We start from the raw sequence: 16,774 nt of genomic DNA, 5'->3' as shown, positions 1-16,774 counted from the left end.
GGGACTATATTTACTAAAATTATAAACTGACTTTTATGGATAACAGCTACAATCTCTTTAACGACCGTAAGAGAATGATCACTATAGGCGTTGCCCTGGTATTGATATTTATAGTCAGTTATTTTTTTATTACCCGGCCGCCTAAGATGCCGGTAGATCCCGCATTTAGCAAATATATTGAAGCTTATACTACAGGTGTTGTATCCCGGCAAAGCACTATCAGGATAAAACTTGCCCCAGATATACAGTTAACCCACCAGGAGAACGAAGAACTTGAGAGTGAAATATTTAACTTTTCGCCTTCTGTTAAGGGTAAAGCTTACTGGATAGATGCCCGAACCATTGAATTTAAACCAGACGAACCATTGGCGCCCGGCAAAGCCTACGAAGCCGAGTTTAATTTAAAAGACGTAATAGACGTTGAAGGAAAATTTAAGCAATTTAACTTCAGCTTCCAGACCGTAAAACCTGATTTTACCATTGAGTTTACCGGATTACGTACAGCTACAGCAGTATCCAGGGATAAAATGAAGTTAGGCGGTGTCATCCAGACAGCTGATGCTGAAGACCCTGCCAAAATTGAAAAAATACTATCAGCAGTTTATCCAAGCCCGGTTAAAATAAGCTGGCAGCATAACACCGTTAGCCACACCCACTCATTCACTGTAAATGAACTTACCCGCGTTAATGGTAAAGAATTGCCACTCACTGTGAGCTGGGATGGCAGCAGCATTGACGCTGATAAAGAAGGCAACCAAAAATACAACATACCTGCTATTGGCGACTTTAAGGTACTGGCCATGCGCGCTGTACAGGATAATGATGAATATGTTGAAGTGCAGTTTTCTGACGCGATTTTAGTTGGACAAGAGTTAAACGGGCTCCTTACCATTAATGACGTGGCCGATCCTGCGTACACCATTGATGGCAGTGTAGTAAAGCTTTACGCGCCTGAACGGCTTGAAGGGAATTATACCATAACTGTAAACCCCGGAATTGAAAATATATCAAATAAAAAAATCAGCACCAGGTATACAGGGAGCGTATTTTTTGAGAACCGTTTACCGGCGGTAACTATCCCGGGTAAGGGGGTTATACTACCTAATTCGGGAAAACTGATGATGCCGTTTGAAGCGGTAAACCTTTCTGCCGTAGATGTGACCATCATTAAAATATATGAAAGCAATGTACCCCAGTATTTTCAAACCAATGGATTTAATGGTGGATTTGAGCTGCGGCAGGTAGGCAAGCCGGTAGTGCAAAAAACCATAAGGCTTGATAAGGACAAAGCACTCAACCTGACCAAAAAGAACAGGTTTATGCTGGATGTTGATCAATTGCTGCGCGCCGAGCCGGGGGCTATATATCGTGTGGTGATAGGCTTCCGTAGCAATTACTCATTGTATAACTGCAGCAAAAACGGCATTGAAAAATCAGGCGAGGATGATGAATACAACGATGGGTATGAGTATGGAGGAGACAATACCAGTAAAGTAAACGATGAAGACGACGAGTTTTGGCAACGTTACGATAACTTTTACCCGGATGACTACCGATGGGAAGACCGTAATAACCCTTGCACCCCATCGTACTTCACCAAGCAGCGTTGGGCCACAAGAAACATTCTGACCTCTAACCTGGGTTTAATTGCCAAACGGGGCAGCGATAATAGCATGCTTGTTGCTGTTACTAATATTTTAACTGCCGAACCAATGCCCGGGGTTGACCTGCAATTGCTTGACTATCAAAAACGGGTTATTTATAAGATACAATCAGACGCCGACGGCCTTGCTAAATTTAACCTTAAACGTAAACCCTATCTGCTTATAGCAAGATACAATAATGAGCGTGGATACCTTAAGCTTGACGATGGCAGCTCACTCCCACTTACGCGTTTTAACGTTGGCGGCGAGCAAGTACAACATGGGTTAAAAGGATTTATTTATGGCGAACGTGGCGTGTGGCGTCCTGGTGATGCAATATACCTCACATTCATTTTAGAAGATAAGCTAAAAACTTTGCCTAAAACACACCCGGTTGAGTTTGAAATGTATAACCCGGCCGGCCAATTGTACAAACGCATCACCCAAACCAGGTCTGTTGATGGCTTTTATAGCTTCCATACTTCAACTGATCCTTCCTCACCCACTGGTAACTGGACGGCCAAAGTAAAGGTTGGAGGTGCGATATTTGAAAAGAAGATAAAGGTAGAAACTATTATGCCTAACCGCCTTAAGCTCAACCTGTCTTTTGGCGGCCTGCAGGAATTAACCAAGGGTAGTGGTGCTAACGGTACGCTTACTGCACGCTGGCTTTTTGGTGGTACTGCACAAAACCTAAATGCAAAGGTTGACGCATTTTTATCTGCACAAACAACTGCATTTAAAGGTTTTGAGGATTATACGTTTGACGACCCTACACTGGCTTTTAACACCCAAACGCAAACTGTTTTTGATGGCAAGTTAAGTGCTGAGGGTATGGCTGCGGTAAACACTGATATTAACGTGGAAAACCAGGCGCCGGGCCGTTTACGGGCTAACTTTTTAGTAAAAGTATTTGAGCCGGGCGGCAACTTCAGCATCAACCAAATTGCTTTGCCATACAACGTTTACCCCGGATATGTCGGCGTTAAATTGCCAAAGGGCAGTGATCTGTCAGGAATGCTGGTAACAGGCAAAGACCATGTTGTAGATATTGCCGCTGTGGATACAAAGGGCGGCCTGTTAAAAGGCAATCGCAACGTTGAGCTTGAGCTATACAAAATTCAATGGCGCTGGTGGTGGGACGAAACGGGTGATGAGCTTAGCAACTTTACGCAAGACAGGTATAACAAACTGGTAAAAACAGAAACTGTAAATCTTAACAACGGCCGGGGTAAATGGGCTATGCGCATCGCCAAAGAAGACTGGGGCCGCTACCTTATCAAGGTAAAGGACCCACAAACCGGCCATTCAACCGGCAAAATATTGTACATAGATTGGCCTAACTGGTCTGAGCGATTGCAGCAGGATAACCCTACCGAGGCCGCTATGCTATCATTTACCTCTGATAAGGATACATATACCGTTGGCGACGAAGCTACGCTAACCATACCCACCGGCAATAGCGGCCGTGCGCTTATCAGTTTCGAGAATGGCAGCAAAGTATTAAAAACCGTTTGGATAGAAACCAGGAAAGGGCAAACCCAGTACAAATTTAAGATTGATGACAGCATGGCGCCCAATGTGTTTGTAAACGTTACGCTATTGCAGCGCCACGCGCAAACGGTTAACGATTTACCCATCAGAATGTATGGCGCAATCAGTCTTACTGTAAATGACCCTGAGACAATATTGAAGCCGGTTATAACTATGCCGGACAAGTTGGTACCCGAGGCAAAGTCGTCATTAACCGTTAGCGAAGCATCCGGGAAAGCAATGACGTATACCGTTGCGATAGTGGATGAAGGCTTACTGGACATTACCGGGTTTAAAACGCCTGATCCGCATGCGGCATTTTATGCACGCGAGGCGTTGGGTGTAAAAACATGGGATCTTTTTGATTATGTCATCGGCGCTTTTGGAGGCGGCCTGGAGCGTATTTTAAGTATAGGGGGCGACGGCACAAACGGTGTTAATAAAAACGTTTCGGTTAACCGCTTTAAACCGGTAGTTAAGTTTATGGGGCCATTCCATTTAAAGGCAGGCGAAAAACAAACCCGCAGTTTTACCCTGCCGCAATATATAGGGTCAGTTAAAGCAATGGTTGTAGCCGGGCATAACGGCAGTTATGGCATCGCTGAAAAAGCTGTGGCCGTAAAAAAACCATTAATGATTTTGGCGACTTTGCCACGGGTGCTGGCACCACTTGAAAAAATACAATTACCGGTGACCGTATTTGCTATCGAGAACAACGTTAAAACGGTGTCTGTGGAGGTGCAATCAAACGCCTTTAGTAATTTAAATAGTAACAACCGCCGTTTTGTGAACTTTACTCAGCCCGGCGATAAGATGGTAACCTTTGACCTGGACGTTAAAAACTTTATTGGCGCGGGCAATGTTAAGATACTTGCCCGCAGCGGGTCGCAAACCGCGGCTTACAACGTTGAAATTAATATACGCAATCCTAATCCACCGCTCACAAAAACGTTGGAGAAAGAATTAGCACCCGAGACAGATTGGATCATAAACTATCCGGCCCTTGGTATGCCGGGCACTAACAAGGCTGATCTTGAGGTATCATCTATACCGGCTATTAACTTATCAAGGAGGTTGAATTACCTGATACAGTATCCGCATGGTTGTGCCGAGCAGGTTACATCGGCGGCGTTCTCACAGCTGTATCTTGATCAACTTACTGATTTGTCTGACGGCGAAAAGGCCATAACCGAGCGCAACATCAAGGCAGCTATAAGTCGTTTAAAGGGTTTCCAGATAAGCGATGGCGGGCTGAGCTACTGGCCGGGCAGCGGCGAGCCTGACGAGTGGGCAACTAATTACTCGGGTCATTTCATGTTATCTGCGCAAGCAAAAGGTTATAGCCTTCCGGTAGGCTTTATGGAGCAGTGGAAACGCTTTCAAAAGCAAAAAGCTGTTAACTGGATGCCTGACAGCAGGAGTTTTTACGGTGCAGATCTAACCCAGGCCTACCGGTTATACCTGCTTGCCATGGCGCGCTCGCCTGAACTGGGCGCAATGAACAGGCTGCGAGAGTTTGCGTATTTAAGCGTGGAAGCAAAATGGCGACTGGCCGCAGCGTACAAGCTTGCCGGACAAGCCGAGGTGGCCGGCAACCTGATAAAGGCCCTTCCTGCGAGTATTAAACCTTACAATAGCATGTATGGCACCTATGGGTCTGATTTGCGCGACCAGGCCATGATACTTGAAACGCTAACGCTTTTAGGTCAGCAAAGCCGCGCAGCAACACTTTTACGTACAGTGGCTGCCCGCCTGTCACAAGATACCTGGTACAGTACCCAAACAACAGCTTACGCCCTTATAGCAATAGCACAATATTGCGGCGTAAATAAACAGGGTGGTAAACTTACGTTCAGTTACCAGGCTGGCGGTAATAAGAGCGTGGTAAATTCCAAATCATATTTGTGGCAAACCGCAATTGCAGCCAACGGTGGAAAAGTGCAGGTAAAAAACAATGGCACCAACAGGCTATACGCACGCATCACCATGCGTGGGCAACCATCATCGGGGCAGCACGTAGTAACAGCAATTAACCCGGACGTAATGACGATGCGGGTGGCCTATTTCACACTTGGCGGTAAGCTGATTGACCCGGTAAAATTAAAACAGGGTACTGATTTTGTAGCACAGGTAACCATTAAAAATTCCGGAAAAAGAGGCAGATATGATAACCTTGCATTAACGCAGATTTTTCCTTCCGGCTGGGAGATATTAAACAGCAGGTTGCTGAATAACGACGAGGCGTTTAAATCATCAGCATTTGATTACCGGGACATACGTGACGACCGGGTAAACACTTACTTCAGTTTAGCTGAAGAACAGGAAGTTACCTACTATGTGATGCTTAACGCTGCCTATGCGGGCAAATATTATTTACCCGCGATATATTGCGAGGCTATGTACGACGCTTCGGTAAGCGCGACAATTGCAGGAGAATGGGTAGAAATTATTAAATAGTTGATTACGTATGCGGTGCAGAACCGCTCCCGCGTACCTTACTGATAATTTGGGTTAATATTCATTTTGTAGCCTAAGCTGTGGGTATTTGCAACCATTATGCCGTAAATTCGTACACATAGTTAGCAATAGATGCCAGATCAGCAAGTTTGGTGCCTGACCAATCAGCCGCTTCAAAATTCTTATGAATATTTTTAAGTACTTTTTACTACTCTGCCTGCAATTTATTTTCGTAACAGCGTTCTCACAAAAGCAACAATTACGCTTTGAACATTTAGGCGTACGGGATGGTCTCTCCCAGTCCAGCATACTTTGCCTTTACCAGGGCTCTCATGGCTTTATGTGGATAGGTACTTTTAACGGCCTGAACAGGTATGACGGCTATAATTTTAAAATATTTGCTCATGACCCGGCAGATCCTACAACGATAAGCAACAACCATGTACGCGATGTTTTAGAGGATAACTATGGAAATATATGGGTAGCCACCTATGGAGGCGGGTTAAACAAGTTTAACCGTAAAACCAATCGCTTTAAGGCTTATATACACGATGGCAAAAATAAAAATAGTATCAGCAGCAATTTTATCTACAAAATTGTGCTTGACGGTAATAAGCTATGGATAGCTACCAAACAAGATGGCATCAGCGTTTTTGACATAAAAACTGAAAAGTTTACCCACTACCGCCCTACCCTTGATCCGAATAGTTTAAGCGACAACTCAACCATGACTGTGTACAAGGATAGCCGCAATACTATATGGGTTGGTACTTATTTAGGCGGGTTAAACCGGTATAATCGAAAAACCGACAATTTCACCCGTTTTCAGCATACCAGCAACTCGCCCGGTCAAATTTCTTCAAACACCGTGTCGCGCATAATTGAGGACAGTAAAAAAAGGCTATGGGTAGGAACATTTAACGGACTAAATCTATATCACCCGGAAACCGGCAGTTTTACCAGCTTTAGCAGCAGTAACGCAGCCAACAGCCTTTCAAACAGGGATATCATTTATTCTATGGCTGAGGATGCAGACCAAAATCTATGGCTTGGCACCGAGAACAAGGGGGTTATGGTATTTGATACAAAAACCAAACAATTTAATAATTATCGCCATGACCCTTTTGATAATCATAGTGTAAGCGGTAACACGTTTTACAGTATTATTAAAGACAGGATAGGTAATATGTGGCTTGGAGGGTATCTGACCGGTATAAATATACGCCGGGCGAGCACCGGGAAAATTACGCATCAGCGATATAGTTCATTAGAAAACAGTATATCAAACAACTTGGTAACATCTCTTTGCGAAGACCCGTCCGGCAATTTATGGATAGGTACACATGGCGGCGGACTCAATTTTCTTGACCGAAAAACCGGGAAATACACCCATTTTAAACACCAGCCAGGGGCGGCAAATACTATTGCAGGCAATTTTGTACATGCATTGCTATTAGATGGCCAGCAAAATCTGTGGATAGGTACCTACGAGAACGGCCTGAGTGTTTTAAATATTAAAACGGGCAAATTCAGATCATTTAGCAATAACCCAGACGACACTACCACACTTGCCAACAACTATATATACGCCCTTGCACAAACGCCTGATAAGAAGATATGGATTGGCACACTTGGGCAGGGTGTTGATATGTTGGATGCAGCTACCGGGAAATTCACGCATTATCGTAATGATCCTTTTAATCCGGCATCATTAACCAGCAATTATATATCATCGCTATTGGTGGACACTAAGGGAAATTTATGGATTGGTACCGGCGGAGGCGGACTGGATAAATTTAATAGAGAAAGCAACACGTTTACCCATTTTAAGCATACACCGGGTAAAAACAGTATAAGTGATAACGAAGCTCCTGCCTTGCTTGAAGATCACAAAGGAAATATATGGATATGTACCGCCATGGGTCTCAACCATTTAAATGTTAAAACCGGCAAGTTCACCGTTTTCACAACAAAGAATGGTTTACCCAGCAATTTTACCCGCGCTGTATTGGAAGACAACCGTCATAGAATATGGGTAACCACAGATAAAGGAATATCGCGGTATGATCCGTCTGTTGGTGTTTTTAAGAATTTCACCACTGAGGATGGTTTGCAGAATGAGGAATTTCAAACAAATTCGGCCTATAAAAGCCGGAGCGGATTACTATATTTTGGAGGTATCAGCGGTTATAATATAATAGATCCGAAAAAAGTTAACAAAACATCCTATCACCCCCCATTGGTATTTACAGATTTGCAAATATCCAATCAATCGGTAGCCGTAGCTAAAAATGACAGCGACCCCTCCCCTTTGAAACATGATATTTCGGAAACCGAGAAAATTACCCTCAATTACGACCAGTCCGTGGTTTCATTTAAATATGCGGCGCTCGATTATCTATCCTATGCAAAAAAAATGTACGCATTTAAGCTTGAAGGGTTTGATGAGGACTGGAACTACGTAGGCAACGTTAACAGAGCAACCTACAGGAGGTTACCTCCCGGAGATTATACATTTAGAGTTAAGTACCAAAACAATGTAGGGCAGTGGTCGCCGCAAGAATTGCAGTTGAGTATAACCGTAGTGCCGCCGTTTTGGCTAACTTGGTGGTTTAAAGTATTAAGCGTTTTGGCTGCTGCAGGTGCTATTTACGGAATTTATTTGTTTCGTGTTCGCAACATCAGCAGGCAGAAACGACTGCTTGAAGAGCAGGTGAAAGAGCGTACAACAAAAGTGGTGCAGCAATCAGAACAATTGAAAGCTGTAAATGAAGAGCTGCAAAGCCAGTCGGAAGAACTCCATACTGTAAACAGGGAGCTTCAGGAACAATCTGAAGAACTACAGGCGCAATCTGAAGAGTTGCAGGCACAATCAGAAGAGCTGTTAACACAATCAGAGGAGTTGCAACTGCAGTCGCAAGAGTTGCGGGAGCGTACGCAAGAGTTGGAACAACTCAATCAAAAGCTACAGGAGCAAAAGAACCATGAGCAGGAAGCGCGAGAAGAAGCTGAAAAGGCGAACCAGGCAAAGAGTGTTTTTTTAGCTACCATGAGTCATGAAATCCGAACACCCATGAACGGAGTTATAGGCATGGCGTCCTTACTTGCGGAAACAGACCTGAATGCTGAGCAGAAGGAGTACAATGACACCATTATGGTTTGCGGCGAAAATTTAGTAAGCGTTATTAATGACATTCTTGATTTTTCTAAAATAGAGTCGGGCTCGATGGACATAGAAAATGAAGACTTTGATTTGCGCAGCTGCATTGAGGATGTTATGGACCTGTTCAGCAAAAAGGTATCTGAAAAAGGCCTTGAACTGGTTTATGAAATAGATTATGAAGTTCCATCGCAAATAGTTGGAGATGCTTTAAGACTAAGGCAGGTTTTGATTAACCTGGTTAACAATGCTATTAAATTCACTCATAATGGTGAAATATATTTGAAGATATACCTCGTATCCAAAGCCGGAATGGATGTAACCATTGGGTTTAACGTGGTTGATACGGGAATAGGGATTACGGAAGATAAGTTAAATGTTTTGTTTAAAGCATTTTCACAGGTTGACTCGTCAATTACCCGCAAGTATGGCGGCACCGGTTTAGGACTGGCAATCAGTGAAAGGCTTGTAAAACTAATGGGTGGCGAAATTAGTGTAACGAGCACGCATGGCAAAGGCTCATCATTCAATTTTACTATCCGTAGTCGGGTAAGCAATAAAAACATAGCCGATGCTGCATCAACAGACATTAGGGAACTGGAAGGCAAGCGGGTAATTATCGTTGATGACAATCAAACCAACCTTAGAATATTGCAGTTACAACTTGAGCAATGGAAACTGATTCCGGTAACAGCTTCGTCTGCTGACGGTGCTTTAGCGATATTGAATAGCAAGGAAGCCGGCCAAATTGATTTGGTGATAACAGATATGCAAATGCCGGAGATGGATGGTGTAGAGCTGGCAAAACGGATAATGAAAACGTCAAACCCGCCGCCGATTATTATGCTAAGCTCAATAGGTGATGAAACTAAAAAGAAGTGCGCCAACCTCTTTTCTTCAATTTTGATTAAGCCGGTTAAACAGCAGCAACTTAAAATGAGCATACAATCGGCTATGACATCAAAGAAAGAGTTGGCTGTGCCGGAAAAGTCTAATACATTGCTCAATACCGGTTTTTCAACAGAATATCCGCTTAACATATTAGTTGCAGAAGACAATGCCATTAACCAACGGCTGATTGAAAGGATATTGCACAAACTGGGATATTCACCGCAAATAGTAGCTAATGGTTTTCAGGTGTTGGAAAAAATAAACAATGCTAGTTTTGATGTAATTTTGATGGATATACAAATGCCTGAAATGGATGGTTTAGAGACTACAGAAAAGTTACGCTCAATGCCAATAAAGCAACCTTATATTATTGCAATGACGGCCAATGCCATGGTGAAAGACCGCGAAGATTGCTACAGGGCGGGCATGAACGACTACATAGCTAAACCTTTTAATTTAGAAGAATTGCTTATAATGTTAATCAGAGCGGAAGAGATGATAAACAACAAGAACTAGTAAAAATCAGTTTGTCAATTTTTACCTAATATCGCGGTATAATTATCGGCATCTACAACTTCCTGGTAAAAGTTAACCATATCAGGGTAAATATCCTTACTATAAGCGCCATCATTGATTTGCAATCGGCGTTTGTATATTAATTGACCATCTTTAAATGTAACAGAGGCGTTAAATATTCCGAATGGCTTTATTAAAACTACATTAAGCGGATGCTTTTCAAGTTTAAAACCTTCAGGAACCTTGTAAATTATTTCATCATCATCTGTATACCCGCGGTTAATGTAAACCAGGTTTTTTCGGTTGTTAACCTCGCGCAAAGGCGTGCGCATCTGGTTCACAATGTTCGGCGAAAAGTGTAATTTATCATTTTGTGCTGAAGCGTAGTTATCGGCACTGAAAATAATATGTTCCTTAGTGACCGGTTGCAAACTCTTGTCCTGGGTAAGTTCAAGCTTATCTATCTCCAGGTTATTAATGGGATATATTTTTTTAAACTTCTTGATTCTCTCCGCGGGCAGCTCATCAATAATCTGGTCCCTATTGTCATATTGTGAGCCTTTATATTCCGTTTGTAGGTAGCCGTTAAGCGTGCCGGCTGCATCTAAATTGAGCGTAGCCTTACGTACCTGAGTGCTAACAGTTGCATTATATTTAGGTGTTCGTATCAGCCTGCCGCCATCAGGTGTGCAGGCCAGCACAGTGCGGTCATCCGTAAAATCGCCCACGAACCCAAATGGTATTTTTTGATTGGTACACTCTAAAAAAGTAGTATCATTTTTAAATGGTATGCATAAAATAGCATGATTTGCCTGTGTCATACTGGCAAAATCAGGATCCATATCTATCCTGTTAGTACCTGCCTCTACGTGGCAGTAGTACGATTCGATGTCAACCGCCTTTAACAATGACCTCATATAATTAGTGAGCGCCTTGCAGTCGCCATAACTCACTTGGTCCACCTCACTTGCCGGAAACGGCCTATACCCCCCTATACCTACCTGCACGCTGATGTAGCGTGTTTTATTTTGCATGTATTCGTAAACTTTTTTTGCCTTCAGTTTAGGGTCAGCTAAGCCTGCCGTCATACTTTTTATTGTAGCTATGGTTGACGGTGTTAGAATATCCCTGTCCGTTAGCAACACGTCATATATCCATTTACCCAGTTCGTTCCAGTTGTTATAACTGCCATGTATTTTTTGATACGTAAAAGTTACCGGGGCAATTTTAACCATCGATAAAAAGGTTTCGGGTGGCGGGCTATAGGGCTCATACCTGGTTGCTCGCGCATTACTAATCTGCCATGTGTACGTTTTAAATCCTGCCTTATCCGTTACTATGACGGCTTTTACAGGCATGTTATATTCTTTGTAGCGAATTGCCAAACTTGGTTTACATGTAAACGTTAACGAGCTTTTTTCCACAGCCACACCAAACATATTAGCCGGCACCCAGTCTGATATTATCATTGTTTGGTTATCACGTATATCGCATTCATACTCTACAGTATAAGGATAACCATTTGCACCAGGCCTGAAAACTTTTACCCTCGTATCTTCGAAGAGCGATGATCTTCCACCTCCATAATAGTCATCAAAATTCTTTTCAGAGAATTTGCTGACAGGCAAACCCGAACTATCGTATATAATACCTTTAACTGACTTTACCTGCCTAAGCTTATTATACCATATAAGTATCTCTGCAGCATCATCACCGCTTTCATTAAAAACGGTTATTGCCTTTTTGACCCGATAGTTACTATAGTCAATATCCCTAACTTCATAATTGACTTCACTATTTCTTACTACAGCACCGGCATAAGGTAATAACTCCTTCGGGATAAGTGACACATCATATTTTGTTGCGCACTGACACCAAAATTCAGCACAACAAAACACACCACAATAATATATTTCATCTAGTTCTTTTTAAATACCAGATCAACTTTCTCTGATAGTATTATTTGATTATACAACTCTTTTAAGTAAGGATACTCTTGTGGTGTGTAAATAGACTTGTTTAATAAAATAGCGTGCGAAAAGGTAAATTTATTTTTCTCCGCATCAAACAGAGTGGCAAACTTGCCTCCCCCATCCGGCAGGGCCATGTTTATATTTTTAGGCGGATTTTCAACGCTGAATTTTTCAGGCAGCTGAACAGTGAGGGTTACTCGTTCATTGGACGACATCCCCCAATCTACAGGGTAGCTGCGTTCGGTGAGTTTGAAGGGATTTTCGGTTATTCGGTTAAATAAAAAAGGGTTAAATGTCAACTTACTCGCGTTAAGGTTGTCGTAAGTATTTATCTCAACTTCGTATGTTTCCGTTAAAGGACCATCCAAGCTATCAAGTCCCTTTATATCACTTTTTAAAACTTTCAAACGTGGTCTCTTCTCGTCAAAGTCCTCAGTGTATTCTTCTTTAGTATTGAACTTTTTTACCTCCCTACGCTTAGCATAAGCAGCATAACCGAACAGATAATTTGTAATAGTACCTTTAAGTTTACCGTCTTCCTGGAGCACAAAATTAAGTGAGGAAGTCTTAGCGGCGGTTTGCTTTGGTATATCTATCCAGTATGACGGTTTGTTATTACTCATCACGCGGCCCTGATCGTTTATGCAACGCATGGGCAGCATACCAAAGGATAGTAATGGATCAGAAGCGTCAAGTAAATATGTTTTCCCTCCGATATCTGTTTTAACTACTACATAATTAAACTCAGCGATAACAGGTGTTAATTTATTTACGATACCGTGGTCGCGTGTGGAAATTAAAACCGGGTAGGCATTCACGCCGGCAGCGCTTAAAGCCGCAACCAACCCTAAATTGATATCGCCTATCATGCCGGTATGTTTATCAAAAGCTTTACGAATCCCTCCATCTGTAGCGAACGAGTAAATATCATTCCACTTTATATTATTTTGCACGTATCGATACACAATTTTAGCTCTGTCAAGTGTGTCAGTTGCGCCTGTAAGTAGTGGTGCTAGCTTATCTTTAAAGTAATCCTTCTTTTTTACCTGACCACCAAAGTCTATATCATGGCTTAATTCGTAATCAACGTCTTTCCATGTTTTGGTAAGTTTCTGGGTGCCACCATTGTTCAGATTGTAATACTCAGACAGTTCAAAATAAATTGCTGAAAGGAAATTCTTTTTTGAGGTCATGTGTTCCTCCTCGGTGAATGCCGGTATATCTTTCATGGCGAAGCTGAAGTTCGAGCAATCGCATTTTGTGCCGTAGTATGAAAAACACTCGCGCTCTGCTAGCGGTTTGTACTCATTATCCTCAAGCAGTTTTAGCCCTCCCCTTAATATAATATTATAGGTATAAATTGCGGGTATTTGCGCCTTGTAAAGCGAGTAAATCTTAGGGACATCGGATTGGAATTCCCAGGCATGATATGTATGCCTAAATGGCGAGGTCACACGGTATTTATATTCAATGATGCAACCGTCTCGCAAATTAGGCATAGTAAATTTAGCGGTGTTCCGGTATTTGTAGTCTTTTGTCGTAAACACATTCTTATTATCAAATTCGGTTTTTTGAACATTCCCGTTATCGTCTTTATAATAAGTAACACCGCTTATTTCATCAATCTTTTCAAGATCGTCACCATTGATACGTAATGGAACCTCAATGGTGCCGGCTTTAAAGCCCTTGCTATCAAAAATTTTTATCTTAACATGGTGTTCAAAAATCAGGGGAATCCCATCCTGCGAGCTGAAGTATGCCTTACCAAACTCATTTAACACAACCGCATGCGCCGAAGTGTCATTTTTATAGGACTTCATGTTCATTTCGTCCAGCGTGTAGGCACCGTATTTGAAGTCCTGAGCTGAGGCCAGTTCAACGTAAAAAAATAAAGTTGTAAAAAGGAGTAAAAATTTATTCATATGTATAAGATAAGCGTTTAGATAACAGTTACTGGATGGTAAATACAGGAGACAAGTTAGTGTCGGAATTATATTTTCGGCGTAGATAATTGAATCCACTCACCTGCTTTTGAAGCGAATACACGACCAACTCCATTTAATGCACGTTCTGGCAAATCGCCAAGCTTAAGAGTAGTTTCACTAGCGTCAGCAAAATAAGTTTTACCATCAATATTAACTTTGCCAATTATATAATTAAAGTCGTTAAGACTAGGGAGTTCCTTGTCTATCTTTCCATTTTCCTTTGTTGACAAAATTACCGGTTCAGCCTTTATGCCGGCTGCGCTTAACGCTGCTATTAGCGATAGATTTATATCGGCAATGTTACCTTCCTTTTTGTCAAATGCCTTTTTAACGCCTCCCGGACTAAAAATGCCATAATATCCGTTCCATTTTAGGTTTTGTTGGATAAGCTGATAAATGGCGGTTGCCTTGTCAAATTCACTAGTTTTCCCGGCAATAGCATCTGCTACACTCTTTTTAAATGTGCCTTTTTCTTTTAATTGCTGTCCCAGTTCGTCGTGCAACATCAAATACTCATCAAATTTTTCCCAGTTTTTTCCTATACTAACTGATACGCCATAGTTACGATCAGCAAATTTGGCACCGCAATCATATCCGTAAGTTGAAAAAATATAGCCGAACGAAAGTCCCTGGCTGATGTCATACCTGTTTTTTTAACAAAAGCAGGTATATCTTTCATAGCATAGACTGTGTTGATACAATCAGTAGCCAATCCATTAAAAAAATAACATTTTTTATCCACCTGCGTTTTAGTGCCCGTTAATTTAAGGTCACCTTTCATGGTGACTTCGTAGCCGAAAAACTGTGGTATTATCACATTATAAGTAGATGACAGCTTCGGGATGTCTGATTGAAATTCCCAGGTTTTAAAATTAACGATGTATGGGCTTTCTAAGATATATTTATATTCTATTACACAGCCTGGTTGCAAATCAGGAAGCGTAAACTTTACTACGCTATGATGATCATTAAGTCTGATTGTTTGCACATCATTTTCGTCCATTGATACCGATTTTATACTGCCGTCGGCTGCGCTGTAAAAGGTCTTTGCTTTTACCTCCCGAATTTTTTCGAAACTGGCGCGGTCACGGTTATATAAGGGAATTTCTATAAATCCTTTTTTTAATCCAGCCTTGTCAAATAATTTTATTTTAGCATGGTATTCAAATTGCACCGGGGGGTTGGGGGTATTACTGACAAAAAAAGCTTTGCCATATTCTTCCAACATAAGCGCATGTACAGATGTATCTGATTGCTGCCTCTCTACTTCTTGTTTAACAAGAATACCGAATGGAAAATCAGATGAAAAAGCATTGCCGTTGAATGAAGTGTTAGTTTGGAAAGTGATATCTTGAGGCTGCGGCTGGGCAAATGCAACTTGCTGACACAATAGACCTATAAAGAACGCAACCATCTTTTTCATAACATGAGGTTTTTGGTGAGTTGAAAATAAGATAATAGCTTAATATACACAAATAAATATTAATTGTACTGAAAGTTTTTCAGACCTTTGCATTCGACTGTTAGCAACTATGAAACTTATTTTAAAACGTCCACTTGCATTTTTTGACCTTGAAACTACCGGCACCAACATAGGGAGTGACCGGATAGTAGAGATAGCGGTGATAAAACTTCACCCGGACGGTACTGACGAGGTTAAAACCTGGCGGGTAAATCCGGGCATGCCCATACCTATTGAGTCGTCAATGGTACATGGCATTTATGACGAACATATTGCTAACGAGCCGAAATTTGAAGCCGTGGCGCAGGCTGTTGCCGACTTTATTGGTGAATGTGATTTAGCTGGGTATAATTCAAATAAGTTTGATATCCCTATGCTAATGGAAGAATTTTTGCGTGCCGGGGCTGAATTCGAACTGGAAAAACGCCATTTTGTTGATGTTCAAAATATCTTCCATCAAATGGAGCAGCGTACTTTAAAGGCTGCTTACCAGTTTTATTGTCAGAAAGATATAATTAACGCCCATAGCGCCGAAGCAGACACGCGCGCCACCATGGAAGTATTGTTGGCGCAGATTGAGCGCTACCACAATATGGAGTGGACGGATAAAAAAGGAGCAAAAAGCATACCTGTTGTTGGAGACGTAGAGGCCCTGCATAAATTTACTAATTTAAGCAACCCTGTTGATTTTGCCGGACGCCTTGTATACAACGATGCAGGCGAAGAGCTGATAAACTTTGGCAAGCACAAAGGGAAGCGGGTGGAAGATGTTTTCAATGCGGAACCTAGTTACTACTCATGGATGATGCAGGGAGATTTCCCGCTGTATACCAAGCGAAAAGTAGATGAAATTTATCAACGTTGGAACGCTAAGCGGGCTGCCGAAAAGGCTAAACAATCATTACCAAAACAACAGCCGGCAAACGGGAGTTTAAGAGCTTCTGACGCCATAAAAAGAGATTACCAGAAACCGAACACCAATCAGCAATCTTACAAAAAGAAAGAAGAACCAGCAGTACCTGTTAATGATGATATGCTTAAATTATTGGCGGACAAGTTTAAGAAGGGATAGGTTTAATTTGATTAAGTATATCCCCAAAAGGTAACATTAAATATTACCTTTTTGCATGTTGGCTTACCGTGAACTGCAGCCG

At 42.0% G+C, this 16,774-nt stretch carries 7 protein-coding genes; 3 read left to right on the top strand and 4 right to left on the bottom strand.

The features are described 5' to 3' along the window. The first annotated feature begins 35 nt into the window (after positions 1-35). The gene (locus tag DJ568_RS03525) at positions 36-5,633 is read left to right on the top strand and encodes an alpha-2-macroglobulin family protein (RefSeq protein WP_114003873.1); all 5,598 of its coding nucleotides are present in this window, start codon (positions 36-38) and stop codon (positions 5,631-5,633) included. A gap of 184 nt (positions 5,634-5,817) precedes the next feature. Beyond that, positions 5,818-10,200 carry a hybrid sensor histidine kinase/response regulator gene (locus tag DJ568_RS03520; RefSeq protein ID WP_114003872.1) on the top strand — a complete coding sequence of 1,461 codons (4,383 nt, stop codon included), beginning with the start codon at positions 5,818-5,820 and terminating at the stop codon, positions 10,198-10,200. Between the two features lie 14 nt (positions 10,201-10,214). On the opposite strand, the gene DJ568_RS03515 is transcribed toward DJ568_RS03520, so the two are convergent. From DJ568_RS03515 to DJ568_RS03500, 4 genes are all read right to left on the bottom strand, one after another. Further along, on the bottom strand, positions 10,215-12,050 hold the full coding sequence (locus tag DJ568_RS03515) for a DUF3857 domain-containing protein (protein ID WP_158534865.1): 1,836 nt from the start codon (positions 12,048-12,050) through the stop codon (positions 10,215-10,217). 68 nt (positions 12,051-12,118) lie between these two features. Further along, positions 12,119-14,095, bottom strand: a complete 1,977-nt coding sequence (locus DJ568_RS03510) for a DUF3857 domain-containing protein (RefSeq protein ID WP_114003870.1) — start codon at positions 14,093-14,095, stop codon at positions 12,119-12,121. 68 nt (positions 14,096-14,163) lie between these two features. Next, positions 14,164-14,664 carry a transglutaminase domain-containing protein gene (locus DJ568_RS03505; RefSeq protein WP_114003869.1) on the bottom strand — a complete coding sequence of 167 codons (501 nt, stop codon included), beginning with the start codon at positions 14,662-14,664 and terminating at the stop codon, positions 14,164-14,166. A gap of 32 nt (positions 14,665-14,696) precedes the next feature. Further along, positions 14,697-15,581, bottom strand: coding sequence for a DUF3857 domain-containing protein (locus DJ568_RS03500; protein WP_114003868.1), 885 nt, complete (start codon positions 15,579-15,581; stop codon positions 14,697-14,699). Positions 15,582-15,690: 109 nt separating this feature from the next. Between DJ568_RS03500 and DJ568_RS03495 the strand changes: the two genes are divergently transcribed. After that, the gene (locus DJ568_RS03495; RefSeq protein ID WP_114003867.1) at positions 15,691-16,692 is read left to right on the top strand and encodes a 3'-5' exonuclease; all 1,002 of its coding nucleotides are present in this window, start codon (positions 15,691-15,693) and stop codon (positions 16,690-16,692) included. The last annotated feature ends 82 nt before the right edge of the window (positions 16,693-16,774 follow it).

The sequence above is a fragment of the Mucilaginibacter hurinus genome (assembly GCF_003324525.1).
Lineage (GTDB): Bacteria > Bacteroidota > Bacteroidia > Sphingobacteriales > Sphingobacteriaceae > Mucilaginibacter > Mucilaginibacter hurinus.
The sequence above is the reverse complement of the archived record's forward strand: the minus strand, read 5'-3'. Positions and strand labels throughout refer to the sequence as shown.